Consider the following 19,132-nt stretch of genomic DNA (forward strand, 5'->3'; position numbering starts at 1 on the left):
AAACTGCGCCGTAGCGGGCGCAGCGGGTATTTGAATTGGCAATCTTATTTAGGCCCCTCGGCATCGGCTGGGTCGCCTTCGTAAGGCGTTGCATATTTACAGTCTTTTTGCGGGCAGACTTTTTCCGCACCGTGCCTTTTCGTGACTTTGACGGTCAGAACCGGCCAATTACACTCAGGGCAGCTTTCCGCGATCGGCGCATTCCACAAGGCATAGTCGCATTTCGGGTATTCCGAGCAGGAGTAGAAGACTTTGTTGCTTTTGGATTTGCGCTTGAGGATATTGCCTTTTTTGCATTTCGGACATTCCACGCCCGTATCCAAAGGCTTTTCCAACGGTTCGATGTGTCGGCATTTGGGATAGCCGCTGCAACCGATGAATTTTCCATATCGGCCCGATTTGATCACGAGCGGCAGGTTGCACTTGGGACAGGTCCGGCCTTCTATGACTTCAGGCTCTTCAGGCGCATTGTCGTCATTCAGGTTGCGCGTATAAGAGCAGGTCGGGTAATTCGTGCAGCCGATGAACCGGCCGTTCCGGCCCAGCCGGATCGACAGGGCGCTGCCGCACTCGGGGCATTTTTCATCGATGGCTTCCTGCGTCACGTCTTTGCGCTGGACGCTTTCTTCTTTTTCATGAATCAGCGTATTGAAAGGGTTCCAGAAGGCGTGCATCAAGGGAATCCAGTCTTTTTCACCGCGCGAGACGGCGTCGAGTTCGTCTTCCAGATTGGCCGTAAAGTCGTAGTCGACGTATTTCGTGAAATGCTCGGTCAGGAACTTGTTGACGATACGGCCGACATCGGTCGGATGGAAGCGTTTGTTCTCCAGCGTGACATATTCACGGTTCTGCAGCGTCGAAATGATCGATGCATAGGTCGACGGCCGGCCGATGCCGTGCTCTTCCAGCGCCTTGACCAGGCTGGCCTCGCCGTAGCGCGGCGGCGGCTCGGTGAAATGCTGTGCGGCGATGATATCGTTCAGCGGCACGGGGCGGCCTTCTTCCAACGGCGGCAGGTAGCTTTCCTGATCGTCGCCTTCGGTCGTGTCGTCCATGCCTTCCAGATAAACGGACATGAAGCCGGGCGTGGCTATCGTCGAGCCTGTTGCCCTGAAAACATGCTGGCCGTCGCCGCAGCTCAAATCGACCGCGACCATGTTGATGGTCGCGTGAATCATCTGGCAGGCAATGGTGCGCTTCCAGATCAGGTCATAGAGCTTGTACTGCTCGTCAGTCAGATACTTCTTGATGTCGTTAGGCAAATGGCGCGCGGAGGTCGGGCGTATGGCTTCGTGCGCTTCCTGGGCGTTCTTGGATTTGGTCTTGAACTGGCGCGGTTCCTTGGGCACATTGTCGGCGCCGTAATTTTCCGCGATCAGTTCGCGGATTTCATCGACGGCCTCCACCGACAGGTTAACCGAGTCGGTACGCATGTAAGTGATCAGGCCGGCCGTTTCGCCGCCGATATCGATGCCTTCATAGAGCTGCTGCGCGACCATCATGGTGCGCTTGGTCGTGAAACCCAGCTTGCGGGCCGCTTCCTGTTGCAGCGTCGAGGTGATGAAAGGCGGGGCAGGGTTGCGCTTGCGCTGCTTCTTTTCCAGCTTGGCGACGATTAGCTGGCCGTCGGCGGCTTCGAGCAGGGCTTGCCGGGTCTGCTGCGCCTGTGTTTCGTTATCGATGCTGAACTGGCTCAGCTTCTCGCCGGCAAAATGCGTCAATTTGGCCTTGAAGGCCTGGCCGTGCGCAGCCAGCAAGGCATCAATGGTCCAGTATTCGCGCGATTTGAAGGCTTCGATTTCCTGCTCGCGTTCGACGATCATGCGCAAGGCCGGGCTTTGTACGCGGCCTGCCGATAAGCCGCGGCGGATTTTTTTCCATAGCAGCGGCGATAATTTAAACCCGACCAGATAATCGAGCGCGCGGCGGGCCTGCTGGGCGTTGATCAGATTAGTGGACAGTTCCGCGGGATGGGCGATGGCGTCGGTAACGGCCCTTTTGGTGATTTCATGAAAGACGACACGGTGCACCGGCTTGTCTTTCAGCAATTTTTTCTCCTTCAGCAGTTCATAGAGATGCCAGGAGATAGCTTCGCCTTCTCTGTCCGGGTCGGTCGCAAGATATAAGGTCTCAGCGGTTTTGAGCGCTTTACTGATGGTCTGGACATGGCGTTGATTGCGCTCGATGACCTCGTATTTCATGGCAAAGTCATGGCTGGGGTCAACGGCGCCTTCTTTGGGGACGAGGTCGCGCACGTGTCCGTAGGAAGCGAGAACTTGGAAATCTTTGCCTAAATATTTTTCTATGGTTTTGGCTTTTGCAGGCGATTCTACAATGACAAGATTTTTACTCATTTAATAATGCGAGCGAGTGGGTATTAGTGTAAATAAGTCGGAACGAGGTCATAAACGATGTCCTCCATTCTGGAGAAGGCAAGTTCTTCATCCGGCTGACTTAACAATATCATCAACACGATCCATTTCAGTTTTTCCAACGATATTTCCTCATTTTCCAATGCCATGGCACGGTCGATGACAATTTCGCGGTTGGTTGAGTTCAGAATGCCGCTGTTTTCCAGAAATATGAGCAGGTTGCGGCATTCAAGATCCAGCTTTTCTTGTTCCTCGCTACAGAAAATGCGGAAGGCGGGCGATGTCGTCGATTGTATGGGGCGTTGAAGGCTGAGCGATTCAAGCCAGTCGAACGCTTTATTAACCTCGACTTGTTCGAAGCCTGCTTCCATCAATTCGGTTCTGATGATATCGCTGTCTGGAAGTATTTCGATTTCATCTTCCATATAATTTTCAAATAAATACATCAGGACATCAAAAATATTTTCTTTCATAGGTATGGTCTGTGCTGTTTATTTTATGCGTGTATAGCAACCACCAGCAGTCGCTTCTATGTAGCCTTGCAGTTCCAAAACCAGTAGCATTGATGAAATCACTTCCACGGATTGCCCGGTATTTTCAACCAGCATATCGATAGAAGTTGGGCTGAACATGACGAGATTCAATAATGTTTGCTGCTCCAGGTCAAGTGTTGTTTGCACGGGCAGTGGTGCTGAAATGTCATCCCGTTGATTATATTGATGTAATTCTTCCATGATGTCCTGCGTGGTTTCGACAAGTTTTGCCCCCTCCCGGATCAGTGAATTGCAGCCCCGGGCCAGCGGATTATGGATGGACCCCGGAATCGCAAACACCTCGCGGTTCTGTTCCAACGCCATTCGGGCCGTAATCAATGAGCCGCTTTGTTTGGCCGCTTCAACGACCAGCAAGCCCAGGCACAATCCGCTGATGATGCGGTTACGCCGGGGAAAATGGTTGGCTTTAGCCGTCGTGCCGGGCGGAAACTCTGAAACGATGGCGCCGGTATTGACGATTTCGGTGGCCAGGTCTTTGTGTCTGGCGGGATAGACACGGTCCAGGCCCGTGCCTGCGACTGCGATAGTGTATCCGTACGCATCGAGTGCGCCGCGGTGGCTGGCGGCGTCGATGCCTAAAGCCAGGCCGCTGGTAATGACAAAGCCGTGCCGGCTCAGCGTTCTGGCGAAGTCTCTGGCGGTCTCCATGCCGGAAACGGATGGATTGCGGCTGCCGACCATGGCGATTTGCGGCAGTTTCAAGAGATCAGGGTTGCCGCGCACAAACAGGACGGGCGGCGGGTCGGCTATTTCTTTTAACTGGGCAGGATAATTAGGATCACAGAGGGTAAGGGCATGGTTGTTTTCCTGTTCCAGCCAGGCGAGATCATAATCGATAGCCGTCCAGTCCGGGTTTCTTATGGACTCGATTACAGCGTCCGTTAACCGTAACGTCGCAAGTCTTGATGCCGATTCCGCAAACAGCTGCCCAGGCGTATGGCTTTCGAGTATTTTGAGAAATGTCCGGCAACCAAATCCTGGCGTACGCAAAAGCGCAAGCCAGTATTTGATATCGTTGTCGGTTTGGCGGATAGAAATATTCAGGGGGTTTGGACTTTGTCTAATACATGGATGTTGCGTGAGGCTCTCATAACCAAGGCATAACTGATGCGCTCAAAAGGACGGAAAACCATCAGCGTGCCGGCCAATTCGTCGGGCAATTTAACAGCGTCGTTTTGAATGGCGCTGAACGGGTCTCGGGTAATTCTGCCATTTTGATAGATATCCAGTTCATGGCCGGGCAGAAGACCGTCAACCGTGCCTTTGTCAATCACTACGACATTATAGCGTCCAATTTGAGAAACGCCATCAAGTACGCTGATTATGTTGCCTTTAATACTTTCCTCAGGCGGGCGGGGGAAATAAGTTAGCGTCAGTTCCTCTTCAGGCGTGGACATTATTCTGTCGCCCATGCGGATCTCACTGGCTACTTTGCTGATGGATAAGGTCGCAGGATCGCCTTCCTGCTGCAAAGTGGCGTCGGCAATGTATTTGGCTTCATAGCCTAAAAGCTCTCCGGTGTCAGGGCTGACATAAGGCTCTCCCTTTCTGTAGACGGTATATGACAGCGTTTCCGGTTTGAGGATTGAGCGGACATAGAGCCTGTCGCCGGTGCCCGCCAATAAATGCTCGCCGGCAAAGTCGACGACATAAGGCGCTTCATTCAGTTCTTTTTCGCTGACGACCCGTGGAGAAGTCAAAAACGGCGCTATGACGTCACTCGGAATCAATTTGATTGCCGCTTCCTGACTGGTTTCCCGGATGCAGGGAGATAATTTTCCGTCACCGGAAGCGGCAAAGTATGTGCGTCCGTCTTTAACGTCCTGTTCCTTCAGAACGCATGGCGATTGCTGCTGGGTTCCGGAAGAATAGTCGGGTCTGGACAAGCTGAGTTGGGGCCTGCCGTTGACCATGGAGAAATAAATCGTATCGCCAGGATAAATCAGATGTGGATTCTGAATTTGGGAATTGTAGCTCCACAACTCGGGCCATTGCCAAGGATGCTTTAAAAATTTGCCGGATATATCCCACAATGTATCGCCCTTGACGACGGTGTATTGGTCGGGATGAGACGGGTTTATTTGTATCTCGTCAGCCCATGCGCTTATGCTGAAAGAGAGAGCAGCTATACATCCAATAAGTGTTCGAAAAGCCATATTTGATTCCTGAAGGAGGTCTTTTTAAGTCTGTCTGAATCCAAAGTTTAGATGAATTCATATGGAAATCTAACAAAAGCGCAATATATTGATTTTAATAAGAAAGCTAATTCGCCTTTGGTGGATTTGCAAGAAAGCGCGACACCTCTGCGCCGTCGCTTTATAGGATTAAAGATAGCAGCATTTTGCTATATGTGAAGTTTGCCGGTTTTGAATTAAGGCTCAGGTATCTTGCGTCATTTTTAAAGAATGGCGATGCCAAGCTCGGCGTGGAAAGCCAGGCATCGCTCCGGACTTGGCGGCAAGGCTCACAAGTTGGCTTTATTGAGTGAAAAATGTGAAGTAGAGGCGCTAACCGGCCATTTTATTGCGTTCACAAATCCCTAACCAACAACGCGCCATCATCGACTTGAATCGTTGCCGCCTTGCCGAATATGGGATGCGCAATGATATGAATCAGAATTCCGGTATGGCTGGCGGTGCTGATTACGATTGATGCTTTTATGATATCGGCTAACTCTTGAAGGGAGATTTTGTGGGGTTCCATGTGACTTGCAGTTTTTTTATTTAAAGAGCTAAGATTTTTTCAGAAGCAGTTGGGGGTTGTCAAGAAGTTATAATTTATAAAAATCAATAATTTATTATTTTTTCTTATAGTGACTTATTAGGCTGGGTCTTGGCTAATTTCGTAGTCGACCGCCTGGTTAATAATCAAGTGGGTGCTGTGCGGCTTCTTGCCTAATCCTTGCCTCTTAATTACATGCCCAATATTTCATTGGACACGCTCCACAATTCATGACGGTGTATATTTTCTGCATGCTTTGATGTTTTTGAAGCGGAGCTTCCGGCTGAATTTTCCTGAATGCCTGGTTTGTGAAATGCCATTTTTTGCTGCATCAGTTCACTAGCGCTTAAGATGCCTCTATGGAACTTTTATCCATTTCTATCCCCTTAGTGTGTCAACAAGGCATAGGGTCTTTAAAATTAGGATATCGAAGGTAAATTATGCTGTTAGTCCAATTGGTAACAATGGGTTTTAGATTCTGTCCAAAATCATATAGAATTCCTGTATACAATTATATTTTTGTGGAGAGTTTGTTGAGTATTTTAACTATCCTCGAGTTTCCGGATGAGCGGCTGCGGAAGAAAGCCGCCATTGTCAAGACGGTCGATGATCAAATCAGAAAAATAGTCGATGATATGCTTGAAACGATGTATGAATCACGCGGAGTAGGGCTGGCCGCCACTCAGGTGAACATTCATCAGCGTATTGTCGTGATTGATGTCAGTGAAGAAAAGAATGAGCCGATATTTTTGATTAATCCCGAAATCATTGAAAAAGATGGTGTAGAGGAATCTGAAGAAGGCTGCCTTTCCGTGCCCGGTTTTTTCGAAAAAGTAAAACGGGCCGAACACATCAGAGTAAGAGCTCTCAATAGGGACGGCCAGCCTTTTGAGCTTGAAGCGCGGGATTTGCTGGCCGTCTGCGTACAACATGAACTGGATCATCTGGATGGCAAGCTGTTCGTCGATTATATCTCACCGTTAAAGCGGCAACGCATCAAGAAAAAACTGGAAAAAATCCATAAGATGGAACACAGCTGATCATGAAGATTATTTTTGCCGGCACGCCCGAATTTGCCGTGCCTACCCTGCAGATGCTGCTGGACTCGGAGCATGAGGTTTGCGCCGTCTACACTCAGCCCGACCGTCCCGCCGGCAGAGGGCGTAAATTACAACCGAGTCCCGTCAAGGAACTGGCCTTGAAAGCAGGCATTCCTGTTTTTCAGCCGGAAACATTGAAGACCGACGAGGATTTGCATCAAATTGCCTCATTTAAAGCCGACCTTATGGTGGTTATCGCCTATGGCGTGATATTGACGCAGGCTGTGCTGGATGCGCCTCGCCTGGGGTGCATCAATGTGCATGGCTCGCTATTGCCGCGCTGGCGCGGGGCGGCGCCCATTCAGCGCGCCATCATGGCCGGCGATGAAAAAACCGGCGTGACGATCATGCAGATGGTGCGAAAACTCGATGCCGGCGATATGCTGCATAAAGAAGAATGCGTGATCGGGCCAAACGATACGGCCAGCGATCTGCATGATAAGCTGGCGCAGCTGGGAGCAATCGGCCTGGCTAAAGTGCTGGAGCAAATAAAAGCCGGAGCCGTGCATGCGGAAAAGCAGGATGAGGCGCTGGTGACTTATGCGGAGAAGCTGGAAAAAAGCGAAGCGGTTCTGGACTGGACTCAGCCGGCCGAGCAATTGGCCAGAAAGGTCCGGGGCTTGAATGCCTGGCCTGTCGCTCAGACGCTCTGCCGGGGCGAAGTATTGCGAATCTGGCGGGCCGAGGCCATCAATGCCGATACCAATGCGGAGCCTGGCAGTGTGCGCTGTGCCAATAAAACAATGGATGTTGCTGCCGGCAAGGGCATGCTGCGGTTGCATGAAGTGCAACTGCCGGGAGGAAAACGCATGAGTATTCAGGCTTTTCTTAATGCTCATGACGTCGATGCGCTGAAGTTGGGTTGAACAGACAGTGAATTCAAGATTGATTGCCGCCCGGGTGTTATCCCGGGTGTTGCAGGACGGCCAGTCTTTAACGGCTGCGCTGGACAGCATTATGTCCACCGTTGAGTCTGCTAAGGACAAGGCGTTTATCCAGGCCCTCTGTTACGGCGTCTGCCGGTATTACCACCGACTGGATTTCATCTTAAATCAATTGCTCGATAAGCCATTGAAGGATGTCGATATCAAGTCACTGATTTTAATCGGCTTGTATCAGCTTCAATTCATGAGGGTCAAGTCGCATGCCGCGGTATCCGAAACGGTTGCGGCCGCCCGTAAAAAGCCCTGGGCCAAGGCATTGGTTAATGCAGTGCTCAGAAACTATTTGAGAGAGCAGGATCGTCTTGAGCAGCAAGCTGATCAGGAACCATCGGCCGCCCTCAGTCATCCTCGCTGGCTCATCGACAGGATTCAGCAGGATTGGCCGCAGCAGGCCCCGCAACTGTTTCTGGAAAACAACCGTCAGCCGCCGATGGCTCTGCGCGTCAATCTGGCGCGAATCAGCCGCGAGCGTTATCTGAATCAATTGGCAGAGCGTGGTATCAGCGCGGTGCCGGTTGATTTCTGTCCGTCGGCATTGATGCTCGATAGCCCGGTCCCCGTTGACTTTCTGCCCAGCTTCGATCAGGGGCTGGTTTCGGTACAGGATACGGCGGCGCAATTGGCGGCCCAATTGCTCGATGTTCAGCCGGGGCATCGGGTGCTTGATGTTTGCGCAGCCCCGGGCGGCAAAGCCGCACATATTCTTGAAAGCCAACCGCAATTGAAGGAATTGGTGGCGGTCGATATCGATGCGTCCCGTATGCAGCGCGTCAGCGACAATCTGCGGCGGCTGAAATTGGAAGCCGGCTTGCTGGTCGGCGATGCGGCAAATCCGGAGGCTTGGTGGGACGGTCAGCCGTTTGAGCGGATTTTGCTGGATGCGCCGTGTTCGGCCTTGGGCGTCATTCGCCGCCATCCCGACATTAAACTGTTGCGCAGGGCCGAGGATATTGCGCAGCTCCAGTCGCTGCAGAAAAACATTCTCGGCGCGATTTGGCCGCTCCTGGCGCCTGGCGGCATGCTGCTCTATGCCACCTGTTCCGTTTTAAAGCAGGAAAATGAGCAACAGATCGAGGCATTTTTAGCGGAACACAACGATGCGGCGCAGTTGCCTATAGAGGCTGGCTGGGGTTCGGCCAGGGAATTTGGGCGGCAGATTTTTACCGGAGAGTCTGCGATGGATGGCTTTTATTATGTCCGCCTCATTAAGCGATAAATTCCGGTTGTTGTTGATCTTTCTGTTTTATCTGCTGCTGTGGCCGGCGTCTGTTCATGCCGATGAGTTTTCAGTCAGCATCAAGAAGGCCGAGTTGATCCTGCGGGGAAATAGCTATGTTTTATCGGCCGATATCGATTATCAGCTCAGCAATAGCGCCAAGGACGCGTTGCAAAACGGAATTCCTTTATTCTGGACAGTGCTGGTTAAGGTTCAGCAGCACCGCGATTATCTCTGGAACAAAAAGCTGCTTGATAAAGAAATACGTTATCGTATCCAGTATCATGCTTTATTGAATATGTACCGGGTCAGAGATGAAAGCAGTGATGCAGTCGATAACTTTTCTACACTGTCCGCAGCCTTGCATGCGATGTCGACAATACGCAATATCCCCATTATGGATAAGGCCGATATCGCCTCGGGCACAGATTATAGCGTCGGCTTAAAGGTCAGGTTCGAACGCGACGCGCTGCCTTTGCCGCTACGCCCGATCGCCTATATTAATCCTCAATGGTATTTATCCAGTGACTGGTATTTATGGTCCCTGAAAAAATAAAGCCGCCTGTCGGTCTTTCTGTTCTGGTTCTGTTCGGTCTCATTCTGCTGTCATTGCAGTTGATGAGTTCTGCGACTCAGGAATCTTCGCAATTGAGCGCGATGTATTCATGGCTGCTTTTGGTCAATGCCTTGGGTTCGGTCGTGCTGCTGGGACTGGTCGGGGCCAATATTTATTCATTGACCCGGCAGTTAAAAAAGCGTGAGGCAGGTTCCAGATTAACCACGCGCATGGTCTCGCTGTTTGTGGTGCTGTCTTTGGTGCCTGCGGCCATTGTGTTTTATTTTTCCATGCAGTTCCTGCATCAGGGCATAGACAGCTGGTTCAACGTGGAAATCGATAAAGCCATGGAGGATTCGCTGGAGCTGAGCCAGGCATCGCTGGATCAACGCATGCGCTGGCATTTAAGACAAACGCAACAATTAACCGACAAATTGCAAGATGCCTCGGAAAGTCTGGCTACACTGGAAATGGAGAATCTGCGTGAGCTCTCGGAAGCGTCCGAGATGACGCTGTTTTCCCGTCAAGGCAGAATTATTGCTTCGAGCAGCATCAATCCCGGCGATATCTTGCCGAGCCTGCCGGATGAGCATATCTGGTTGCAATTAAGGCAGCATGAGGAATATGTCGCTTTAGCGCCCGTGCGTGAAGACCAATTAATGATCCGGGTTATTGTGGCTGTCAAAGCGGAAGAGCCGCAGTATCTGCAGGCCTTGTACCCGGTGCCGGTCAGAATTGCCGACTTGGCCGATTCCGTGGAATTTGCCTTTGTGCGTTACCAGGAGATGCACTTTTTAAGGGATTCACTAAAATTAAGCTTCTCTCTGGCGTTGTCGCTCGTCTTGTTAATGAGTTTGCTGGCGGCTATCTGGGTGGCCTTTATCAGCATCCGTAATATTATCGCGCCGGTCAAGGAACTGGTTAAAGGCACACAGGCAGTGGCTTCCGGGCATTATGACCAGCAGTTGCCGGTTGCCGTGCAGGATGATCTGGGTTTTTTGGTGGAGTCGTTCAATGAGATGACGCTTCGTATTGCCCGGGCTCGGGATGAAACCCGGTTGGCCGGTCTTGAAGTCGAAAATCAGCGGGCTTATCTGGAGACGATTCTGGCGAACTTGACGGCCGGTGTTATAAGTTTTGATGCGTTGTATAAAATCCGCACGGTTAATCAGGCGGCTTATAGAATTTTTCATATTCCGGTCAGTTACTTTATCGGGCAGACCTTACTGGACATAGCGCACGGCTATGCCGAGCTGGCCGAGCCCCTGAAAGTCATTCAGCGCTTATTGGAGCAGGCCGATGATATCTGGCAGCACCGGATTGCCTTTTTGGGGCAAAATGGCAGGCGTGAACTGTTATGCCGAGGCACGCCTCTTTTTTCCCAGGAAGGTCGCCGGGTGGGCTCGGTTGTGGTTTTTGACGATGTAACTGATCTGATCCAGGCACAGAGGAACGCGGCTTGGGGCGAAGTGGCCAGGCGATTGGCGCATGAAATCAAGAATCCGTTGACGCCGATACAATTGTCGGCAGAGCGGTTGCAGCATAAACTGGCCGACAAGCTGGCCGCTGCTGACGCGGATATTCTGCAGCGTTCAACGCGAACCATCGTACAGCAAGTTGAAGCGATGAAGGAAATGGTGGATGATTTCTCGGAATATGCCAAGCCTTCAAAGAAACAGACGGCGGATATTGACTTGCCAGGCCTGGTGCAGGAGGTGCTGGCGCTTTATGCGGTTCAGTCGGGCGTCAAGTTTAAAGTCGATTATGAGGCAGGCCTGCTGATGATTAAGGGCGACCCTGTCAGTATCAGGCAGGTTCTGCATAATTTGATCAAAAATGCGCTGGAAGCGATCGATGCAAAAGGCCAGATTGAAGTAAACCTGAATCGATTGCGGAAGAACAATAGCGATTTTATCGAAATTGCGCTTTATGACGATGGTCCTGGTATCAAAGAGGATCAGATTGAGAAGATTTTTGAACCCTATGTGACGACCAAGGCCAAAGGGACAGGTTTGGGGCTGGCCATTGTCAAAAAAATAGTCGAAGAACATGGCGGAGCCATATGGGTTGACACCAGCCGTAAAGCGGGGGCCGGTTTTATAATTCAGTTGCCCGCTATTTAAATTTTAAAACCTCTCAACAATATGAATGCAAATACACCACGAATATTAGTCGTAGACGACGAGCCGGATATTCGCCGCCTGGTATGCGAAATTCTTGAGGATGAAGGGTATCAGGTCACTATGGCCGAAAACGCCAGCGAAGCCCGAGAGTTAAAAAAAATTAACGATCCCAGTCTGATTCTTCTCGATATTTGGATGCCGGACAGCGATGGGATTACGCTGCTGAAAGAATGGGTTGTCGAAGATGAGGAGCTTTGCCCCGTAATCATGATGTCCGGGCACGGCTCTGTAGAAGCTGCTGTCGAGGCAACTCGCCTGGGCGCCTACGATTTTCTTGAAAAGCCTTTGTCGATGGCAAAGCTGTTATTGATTGTTGAAAGAGCTCTGGAAGCCAGTAATCTGCAAAAAGAAAATGCAGGGCTCAAGCAGCAGCTGATTACTGATGTTGAGCCTGTGGGCAAGAGCGCCACAGTGGCAAGAACCAAGGATCAGTTAAAGCGTCTTGCGCAGCATGAGGCTCGTGTGCTGCTGGTCGGCGAGGCGGGGGTGGGTAAAGAGATGTATGCGCGCTATTTGCATAATAACAGCGCTCATCGGCATGGCCCTTTTATCGATGTGGCCGTAGGCAGCATCTCGCCGGAAAACTCAGCCGTAGAATTCTTTGGAAAAGAGGATGGCGGCAAAGTTTATCCGGGACTGCTGGAGCGGGCCCATAACGGAACACTGTTTTTAGGCGAAATCGGCGGCATGGATAAAGAAACCCAGTTAAGGCTGCTCAGTGCATTGGAGTCCAGTTCTTTTCTGCGGGTAGGCGGCAGCCAGGCAGTCCGCGTCGATGTCAGAGTGGTTGCTTCAACCCGGATTGCACTGGATGAAGAAGTCAAGGCGGGCCGCTTCCGGCAGGATTTGTATTATTTGCTTAATGAAGTTACGCTCGAGATTCCGCCGCTTCGGGAACACAGCGAGGATGTGCCGGCATTGCTGAGTTTTTATGTCGATTATTTCGTTAATCAGGATAAGCTGCCGTTTCGCCGGTTTTCCATAGCGGCGCAGAATTTTCTGCGCAATTACAGCTGGCGCGGCAATGTGCGCGAATTGAAAAACCTGGTGCAGCGGCTCATGATTCTCGGAGTCGGGGAAGATATCGAACTGGACGAAGTCAAGCTGGCGCTGGGGTCAGTGGTCAGTGACGTTTACAATGCTTCGTCAGTCCCTGATTTTTTCAGTCTGCCGTTGAAAGAAGCCAGAGATCATTTTGAAAAAGCGTATTTGGAATACCATTTTGAAAAAAATGGCGGCAGTGTGGCAAAGTTAGCCGCCGCTGTGGGCATGGAGCGTACGCATCTTTATCGGAAACTGCATTCATTGAATATTAAATTATGAGGAACGCCGGTGATTTGTTATCATATGCTATTGATGCGTCTGAAGTAATAAATAAACTTGAAAAAATTGATGGCGTTTAGTAGAATTCTCGCTCTTTTATTGGGCCTTTAACAGAAAGACTAAGTAACGATGAAAACATTTAGTGCAAAGCCAGCAGAAGTTAAGCGCGATTGGTACGTAATTGATGCGGAAGGGAAGACGCTGGGTCGTCTTGCTTCTGAGATTGCGCGTCGTCTTCGCGGTAAACACAAACCAGAATATACGCCGCACGTTGATACCGGTGATTACATTATTGTAGTAAATGCAGAAAAAATCGGCGTTACTGGCAATAAAGAAAAAGATAAATTGTATCAGCACCATACAGGTTATATTGGTAATCTGAAAACCGTTAGTCTGGGCAAATTAAGAAAAACCTTCCCTGATCGTATTCTTACTACTGCGGTTAAAGGAATGTTACCAAACAATCCACTGGGTCGTGCAATGTTCAAGAAATTGAAAGTTTATGCAGGTCCCGAACACGATCATCAGGCTCAACAGCCAAAAGTTTTAGAATTTTAAACGGGTAGACCATGGCAGCAGCTCAGTATTATGGAACAGGCCGTCGTAAAAGTGCAGTAGCGCGCGTTTACGCAACAACAGGCACTGGAAAAATCACAATTAACAACGTCAGCATCGAAAAATATTTTGGCCGTAAAACCGACCAGATGGTTTCGCGTCAACCGCTGGAGTGCGTCGATATGGAAGCCAAATTCGACGTTAACGTGATTGTTAAAGGCGGAGGTCCTTCTGGTCAGGCTGGTGCCATTCGTCACGGTCTGACACGTGCATTGATGGAATATGATGAAGCATTACGTTCGCCGCTTAGAAAAGCCGGGTTCGTTACACGTGATTCACGTGTGGTAGAACGTAAAAAAGTGGGTCTCCACAAAGCTAGAAAACGTCCACAATACTCCAAACGTTAATTATTTATGTATAACTAAGGTTATACATACAACTAAAAAAGGGTCGCATTCGTCTCGGAGTGCCGCCCTTTTTTTATGAGTTTTAGGAATCTCCTGCTCAGGAGGTCATATGAAAATATCTATTGTTGTTCCTGTTCATAATGAAGCCGATAATATTCTCTCATTGACTGAGGAAATCGTTAAGGCGATGAGTCAGGCGCAGGCTTATGAAATTATTTATGTTGATGACGGCAGCAACGATGATACTGCGGCTGTTTTACAGCATGCGCTTCAACAGGTTGCGGCGCTGAGAGTCATTCGTCACGAGCAAAGCTGCGGGCAGAGCACGGCTATTCATACAGGAGTCAAGGCTGCAAATTATCCCTATATAGCAACTTTGGATGGCGATGGTCAGAATGACCCTGCCGATATTCCCCGCTTGTATGAAGTATTTATGCGACAAAACAAAAACCTGAACCACTTATGGATGGTGGCGGGATGGCGTAATAAACGCCATGATTCTGTCTGGCGGCTATTTTCATCTAAAGTGGCTAATACAGTTCGCTCCCGGTTGCTGGGAGATAATACGCCTGATACAGGATGCGGGCTAAAAGTGTTTTTAAGGGACAAGTTTCTTGAATTGCCTTATTTCGATCATATGCATCGTTTTTTGCCGGCTTTAATCTTAAGAGCCGGAGGGCAGGTAATCTCTGAACCTGTCAATCACCGCCCCAGAATGGCGGGGTATTCTAAATATGGCACTTTGGACCGGCTTTGGGTAGGAATTACCGATTTGTTGGGTGTTATATGGTTGAAGCAACGGGCAAAACTGCCAATAATTAAGGAAATTTGAAATGGACACTGAGAATATTTGGCTAGTTATCGGTTTTTTGGGGCAGGGGTTATTTTCGGCTCGCTTTATCGTGCAATGGCTTAAAAGCGAGCGCGAGAAGAAAAGTGTGTTTCCTATAGCGTTCTGGTATTTCAGTATTGCAGGCGGTATTACGCTTTTTGCTTATGCGGTGCATCGACAGGACCCTGTTTTCATTGTGGGCCAATTATCCGGTTTGTTTATTTACCTGCGAAATCTGTATTTTGTTATTTACGAACATAAGAATCTGAAAGTCGAATAAGCTTTTTCTCATTTTTTACTGCCAATGTATCAACTCTTGTCTGCCCGATTTTGGATTTTTCTTCTTTGGGGAGGCTTAATCGCGGTTAATCTCTCTACGCGTCCATTAATTCCGGTCGATGAAACCCGCTATGCCGCTGTTGCCTGGGAAATGTGGGCCAAGGGAGATTTTCTCGTTCCTTATCTAAACGGTGACAGCTATAGCCATAAACCACCGTTGTTGTTCTGGCTGATGCAGCTCAGTTGGCTGGTATTGGGCGTCAACGATTGGTCATTGCGGCTTATCGGGCCGCTATTCTCGCTGGCATCCTTGTTCTTGTCCCGTGGCATTGCCCGGACATTATGGCCGGATAGAAAGCAAATCGAAGCGCTAGCGCCTTTGATATTACTGGGATGCTTTTTCTGGATTGTCTTCAGCACGTTGACGATGTTCGATATGATGCTGGCTTTCTTTGCATTGCTGGGCATCTATAGCCTGTTGAAACTCGCTTATTCGGACTTGTCTTTCAAGTATTTGCTGTTGCTTGGACTGGCGATAGGGGCGGGCGTCTTAACCAAAGGTCCGGTGATTTTGCTGCATTTATTGCCTGTTGCATTATTAGCGCCATGGTGGCTCCAGATTGCCGGGTTTTGCTGGCGGCATTGGTATTATCGTATTGGCGCCGCTGTTTTAATAGGCGCAGGTATGGCCTTATGCTGGGCGATACCTGCCGGCATGGCTGGCGGTGATGCTTACAGAAAGGCAATTTTTTTAGGGCAGACCAGCGGTCGTTTGGTCGAGTCTTTTGCCCATCGGCTGCCTTGGTGGTGGTATTTGGAAATATTGCCGTTATTGTTGTTGCCGTGGTTGCTTTGGAAACCCGTATGGACAGGGCTCAGAAAGCTGAATTTTAATGATGCCGGCATACGTTTTTGTCTGGCCTGGGCGGTACCGGTTTTTATTGCTTTTTCACTGGTCAGCGGCAAGCGCATTCATTATTTATTGCCTTTGCTGCCTGCTTTGGCGTTGATACTGGCGCGGGCTGCCGATGAAATAACCGATCAAATTTGCTGGAAGCGGGCTCATCTTGCTGTTGTGGCGATATTTGTCTTATTGGGCATGATTATGACGGCTGTGCCAGTTTTGAACGATCATTATCAGTGGCGCGCTGAGCTATCGTTAATCTCGCCAGTATGGGGCGTTTTGCTATTGGCGATTTCCATCGCTATAGGACTGGCCAAGGCCAAGGATGCCCCGGATTCAGCTTTTTATCTCTGTATAGCATCGCTTGTGGCGTCGCTGGCGGTTTCATGCGCTTTTTTTGAGATTAAAGCAGACCATTACGATACCAAGGCGGCGGCCCAAAAAATTGCCGGCTTAATGGACGAAAACAGAGCTATCGCTTTTTACGGCAACAAATATCACGGTCAATATCATTTTGCCGGACGGCTTAAACAGCCGATTGCGGTAATGATGGATTTCAATAGTCTGTATGACTGGGCCAAGCGTCATCAGGACGGTTACATTATTGTCACTTATAAGGATGCGGACGCATTGCCCGAGTCAGTCATCAGCTATCATTATCCTTATAAAAGCCAGAATATAGGCTTGCTTTCATGCAGGACGCTTATTGAAAATCCCAGTCTCGGCTCTGCGCTGAAACCCTAATAACGTCATTTGTAATAACGCACCGCTTGTAAAAAACTTCATGGTGCATAGCCGGCGCTTTAGCTAAAGCGCCGGCTAACGGGGTTACTTCCAGATACTGACGATATTGGTAAAGTCATCCGTCCACGGCTTCACGTCGAAATACAACGGTAATTTTTGCCAATTGCCGAGGCTGCTTAGGCGCAGTGGTTCCAGCATTTCAGCACGATTTGCCATGACCACCCAATCTGTCGCCACGACCAGCGGAATTTCCTGTTGCGGTTTGAATTCCTGAATCATAGCGGCTAAATGCAACTGCTTGGCATGGTCGGATAATACTTTCTTAAGCGCCAGATGACGGTTGGTTATGTGAAATGCCAGGATGCCGTCTGGTTTCAGTTTCTTGAAATAAAGCTTCAGGGCTTCCTGAGTCAGCAGATGCGTTGGCACCGAGTCCGAGCTGAACGCATCCATGACCAGCAAATCGAACTTCTTATCAGGGTCTTTTTCCAGCGACAGGCGGGCATCGCCTATGCGCATGGCTGCATTATGGCCGCATAGCTTGAGATAACTGAAATAAGCCGGATTATTGGCGACTTCGACTACCAGCGGATCAATTTCATACAAGGTCCACTCCTGCTGTTGCTTGGCATAACAGGTCAAAGCGCCAGCGCCAAGGCCTACGACACCGATGTGCCAGTTCTGATCGACATTATCGTATTCTTTAAACAGCTGGCCCATAGGCCCTGGGCGGCTGTAATAAGTCAGCGGCGTTTGAATGTGAGCTGCCGTCAGGCGTTGCGCTCCGTGCTTGGTCGTGCCGTGGAAGAGTTCATGGTATTTTTCCGGATGATTTTGCTCATCGGCTAACACGCTCTCTCTCACCGAAAGGACGCCAAAAAAGCTGCGCTCCTGATAAAGCGTGTTGGACAGTAGTCCATGCAGGCCCTGCGTAAAGAAAATAAGCGTACCGGTAAGCAAGGCAAGCGTAATGGGCCGTTGTCGGAAGGCATAAGTCAGGCCGGCTATCAAAATCAGGCCGACACCGATCGTATCGAGATATTGAGGCAGGTTATCGGTGCTGGTGTAAATAAGCAGGCCAATAATGACAAGCGCGGCCGGCAATATCAATTGCGATGCCCAAGCCATTTTATGCTTGCCTATTGATGATTTCAGGCCAGGGCGCAGCAATAATGCCGCAACTATCATGATCGGGTATTCGTAGACGCCATTAAAGACAAAAGGCGCCACGAAAGTATTGAACATGCCGCCCAGCATGCCCGCAAATGACATGATCAGGTAAAAGGTTGTTAAATGACGGGTATGGGGTCTGCTTTTAGCCAGTTCGCCATGGCAGACCATGACGGCCAGAAAAAAAGCCAGCAGGTGCAGCATCAGATCCATCCAATAGGGCAGGACTGCCGGATTAATGAACGAGTAAGCAATAAACGGCAGCAGTACGATAGGCTGCAGCCTGACCATTAACGGATGAATGACAGGATTCCATTTGGAAAAAACGAGGATAAAGGACAAGAGATACAACGTTAACGGAATGATCCACAGCAGCGGCACCGAGGCGATATCGGTGCTGATGAAATTGGTCAAGCCCAGCAGCAGGCTGGAGGGGACGAAGGCCAGCGCCAGCCAGTGCAGTTGGATGTAAGGGCTCAGCTCATTGCTTTCCAGCAGGTTTTCTTGCGAAGTCTCGGCTTGTAGCCGGGTTTTCCATAAAATAAATGCGCAACCGGCGATCAGCAAGCAAAGCAGCAGGTAGCCGATGCTCCAGTAGGTTTTCTGGTCAGCCAGCCCTATGTTCGGTTCCAAAATAAAGGGATAGCTCAGTAAGGCTATCAGGCTGCCGGCATTACTGGCTGCATAGAGATAATAAGGATCATGACTGGTGTGATGGCCGACATTGGAAAACCATTTTTGAATCAAGGGCGCGGTGGTCGAAACCACAAAAAAGGGCAGTCCGATAGCCAAAAGCAGGGTCCAGAACAGCCAGAAGGTCGGGTCGCTGTCTGTCGGCGGAGCCGTGTTTTCAGGCAATGCCAGTGGCAGGGCCAGAAAGCTGATCAGCATCACGCCTGCGTGTATCAGAATTTGCCGGTGCGGGCTTTGGCGCGTCGAAATATAGTGGGCGTACAGATACCCGAGAAACAAAATGCTTTGATAAAACACCATGCAGGTGTTCCAGACTGCCGGAGAGCCTCCCAGTAAAGGTAATAAAATTTTTCCGAACATGGGTTGCAGAACGAACATCAGCGAGGCGCTGGTAAATAATGTCGCTGCAAACAAGAATATCAGAGATAGATTTCGGTCTGTTTTTGCTTCTGAATGGTTACGCATTTCTTAAATCGCCCTTTGGGCTTATTGTTATAAAATGCGCTAATGATAAAGCATTTAGCTTTGCTCAGGGATAAGAAAAGGCAATAAAAAAGGCGGTTTTACCGCCTTTTTTAT

The 19,132-nt window shown here is 49.8% G+C and carries 17 protein-coding genes; 11 read left to right on the top strand and 6 right to left on the bottom strand.

Annotated features, from left to right (window positions below):
* Positions 1-44: 44 nt before the first annotated feature.
* The 5 genes from topA to V2P20_RS06175 all read right to left on the bottom strand — a co-directional run bounded on the left by topA (position 45) and on the right by V2P20_RS06175 (position 5,629).
* The gene (gene topA, locus V2P20_RS06155) at positions 45-2,354 is read right to left on the bottom strand and encodes a type I DNA topoisomerase (RefSeq protein ID WP_331817164.1); all 2,310 of its coding nucleotides are present in this window, start codon (positions 2,352-2,354) and stop codon (positions 45-47) included.
* Between the two features lie 23 nt (positions 2,355-2,377).
* Positions 2,378-2,845, bottom strand: a complete 468-nt coding sequence (locus V2P20_RS06160; protein WP_194969719.1) for a DUF494 domain-containing protein — start codon at positions 2,843-2,845, stop codon at positions 2,378-2,380.
* Between the two features lie 18 nt (positions 2,846-2,863).
* Positions 2,864-3,916, bottom strand: a complete 1,053-nt coding sequence (gene dprA / locus V2P20_RS06165) for a DNA-processing protein DprA (RefSeq protein WP_331817166.1) — start codon at positions 3,914-3,916, stop codon at positions 2,864-2,866.
* 50 nt (positions 3,917-3,966) lie between these two features.
* Positions 3,967-5,082: a LysM peptidoglycan-binding domain-containing protein gene (locus V2P20_RS06170; RefSeq protein WP_331817168.1), complete on the bottom strand. Its 1,116-nt coding sequence runs from the start codon at positions 5,080-5,082 to the stop codon at positions 3,967-3,969.
* A gap of 373 nt (positions 5,083-5,455) precedes the next feature.
* Positions 5,456-5,629, bottom strand: a complete 174-nt coding sequence (locus V2P20_RS06175) for a hypothetical protein (RefSeq protein WP_331817170.1) — start codon at positions 5,627-5,629, stop codon at positions 5,456-5,458.
* Between the two features lie 551 nt (positions 5,630-6,180).
* Between V2P20_RS06175 and def the strand changes: the two genes are divergently transcribed.
* From def to V2P20_RS06230, 11 genes are all read left to right on the top strand, one after another.
* Positions 6,181-6,687 (top strand): peptide deformylase, encoded by a 507-nt coding sequence (gene def / locus V2P20_RS06180; protein ID WP_331817172.1) that lies wholly within the window; start codon positions 6,181-6,183, stop codon positions 6,685-6,687.
* Positions 6,688-6,689: 2 nt separating this feature from the next.
* The gene (gene fmt / locus V2P20_RS06185) at positions 6,690-7,613 is read left to right on the top strand and encodes a methionyl-tRNA formyltransferase (RefSeq protein WP_331817173.1); all 924 of its coding nucleotides are present in this window, start codon (positions 6,690-6,692) and stop codon (positions 7,611-7,613) included.
* 7 nt (positions 7,614-7,620) lie between these two features.
* Positions 7,621-8,907, top strand: a complete 1,287-nt coding sequence (rsmB, locus tag V2P20_RS06190) for a 16S rRNA (cytosine(967)-C(5))-methyltransferase RsmB (RefSeq protein ID WP_331817174.1) — start codon at positions 7,621-7,623, stop codon at positions 8,905-8,907.
* Positions 8,885-9,463, top strand: coding sequence for a DUF4390 domain-containing protein (locus tag V2P20_RS06195; RefSeq protein ID WP_331817176.1), 579 nt, complete (start codon positions 8,885-8,887; stop codon positions 9,461-9,463). The genes rsmB and V2P20_RS06195 overlap by 23 nt, the downstream gene beginning before the upstream one ends.
* Complete coding sequence (locus V2P20_RS06200) at positions 9,445-11,586, top strand: ATP-binding protein (RefSeq protein ID WP_331817178.1); 2,142 nt, start codon at positions 9,445-9,447, stop codon at positions 11,584-11,586. Before V2P20_RS06195 ends, V2P20_RS06200 begins: the two co-directional genes overlap by 19 nt.
* Positions 11,587-11,607: 21 nt before the next feature.
* The gene (locus tag V2P20_RS06205; RefSeq protein ID WP_331817180.1) at positions 11,608-12,969 is read left to right on the top strand and encodes a sigma-54 dependent transcriptional regulator; all 1,362 of its coding nucleotides are present in this window, start codon (positions 11,608-11,610) and stop codon (positions 12,967-12,969) included.
* A gap of 129 nt (positions 12,970-13,098) precedes the next feature.
* Positions 13,099-13,527, top strand: a complete 429-nt coding sequence (rplM, locus tag V2P20_RS06210; protein ID WP_194969709.1) for a 50S ribosomal protein L13 — start codon at positions 13,099-13,101, stop codon at positions 13,525-13,527.
* An 11-nt stretch (positions 13,528-13,538) separates the two neighbouring features.
* Positions 13,539-13,931 carry a 30S ribosomal protein S9 gene (rpsI, locus tag V2P20_RS06215; RefSeq protein WP_194969708.1) on the top strand — a complete coding sequence of 131 codons (393 nt, stop codon included), beginning with the start codon at positions 13,539-13,541 and terminating at the stop codon, positions 13,929-13,931.
* A 109-nt stretch (positions 13,932-14,040) separates the two neighbouring features.
* A complete protein-coding gene (locus tag V2P20_RS06220) occupies positions 14,041-14,763 on the top strand; it encodes a glycosyltransferase family 2 protein (protein WP_331817184.1) in 723 nt (240 codons plus the stop codon).
* A gap of 1 nt (position 14,764) precedes the next feature.
* Positions 14,765-15,043, top strand: coding sequence for a lipid-A-disaccharide synthase N-terminal domain-containing protein (locus V2P20_RS06225; RefSeq protein WP_331817186.1), 279 nt, complete (start codon positions 14,765-14,767; stop codon positions 15,041-15,043).
* A gap of 36 nt (positions 15,044-15,079) precedes the next feature.
* Positions 15,080-16,690: a glycosyltransferase family 39 protein gene (locus V2P20_RS06230; RefSeq protein WP_331817188.1), complete on the top strand. Its 1,611-nt coding sequence runs from the start codon at positions 15,080-15,082 to the stop codon at positions 16,688-16,690.
* Positions 16,691-16,774: 84 nt separating this feature from the next.
* Here the strand turns inward: V2P20_RS06230 and V2P20_RS06235 are convergent, their stop codons facing one another.
* Entirely contained in the window at positions 16,775-19,018 is a 2,244-nt protein-coding gene (locus V2P20_RS06235) for a fused MFS/spermidine synthase (RefSeq protein ID WP_331817190.1), read from the bottom strand.
* Positions 19,019-19,132: the final 114 nt, after the last annotated feature.

It is taken from the genome of Methylobacter sp. Wu1 (assembly GCF_036553575.1).
Lineage (GTDB): Bacteria > Pseudomonadota > Gammaproteobacteria > Methylococcales > Methylomonadaceae > Methylobacter.

What these genes read in the sequence shown, in the direction of transcription:
- topA (WP_331817164.1), bottom strand. Translation starts at nt 2,354, where the DNA reads ATGAGTAAAAATCTTGTCATTGTAGAATCGCCTGCAAAAGCCAAAACC.
- V2P20_RS06160 (WP_194969719.1), bottom strand. Translation starts at nt 2,845, where the DNA reads ATGAAAGAAAATATTTTTGATGTCCTGATGTATTTATTTGAAAATTAT.
- V2P20_RS06170 (WP_331817168.1), bottom strand. Translation starts at nt 5,082, where the DNA reads ATGGCTTTTCGAACACTTATTGGATGTATAGCTGCTCTCTCTTTCAGC.
- V2P20_RS06175 (WP_331817170.1), bottom strand. Translation starts at nt 5,629, where the DNA reads ATGGAACCCCACAAAATCTCCCTTCAAGAGTTAGCCGATATCATAAAA.
- fmt (WP_331817173.1), top strand. Translation starts at nt 6,690, where the DNA reads ATGAAGATTATTTTTGCCGGCACGCCCGAATTTGCCGTGCCTACCCTG.
- V2P20_RS06195 (WP_331817176.1), top strand. Translation starts at nt 8,885, where the DNA reads ATGTCCGCCTCATTAAGCGATAAATTCCGGTTGTTGTTGATCTTTCTG.
- V2P20_RS06200 (WP_331817178.1), top strand. Translation starts at nt 9,445, where the DNA reads ATGGTCCCTGAAAAAATAAAGCCGCCTGTCGGTCTTTCTGTTCTGGTT.
- V2P20_RS06205 (WP_331817180.1), top strand. Translation starts at nt 11,608, where the DNA reads ATGAATGCAAATACACCACGAATATTAGTCGTAGACGACGAGCCGGAT.
- rplM (WP_194969709.1), top strand. Translation starts at nt 13,099, where the DNA reads ATGAAAACATTTAGTGCAAAGCCAGCAGAAGTTAAGCGCGATTGGTAC.
- rpsI (WP_194969708.1), top strand. Translation starts at nt 13,539, where the DNA reads ATGGCAGCAGCTCAGTATTATGGAACAGGCCGTCGTAAAAGTGCAGTA.
- V2P20_RS06220 (WP_331817184.1), top strand. Translation starts at nt 14,041, where the DNA reads ATGAAAATATCTATTGTTGTTCCTGTTCATAATGAAGCCGATAATATT.
- V2P20_RS06225 (WP_331817186.1), top strand. Translation starts at nt 14,765, where the DNA reads ATGGACACTGAGAATATTTGGCTAGTTATCGGTTTTTTGGGGCAGGGG.
- V2P20_RS06235 (WP_331817190.1), bottom strand. Translation starts at nt 19,018, where the DNA reads ATGCGTAACCATTCAGAAGCAAAAACAGACCGAAATCTATCTCTGATA.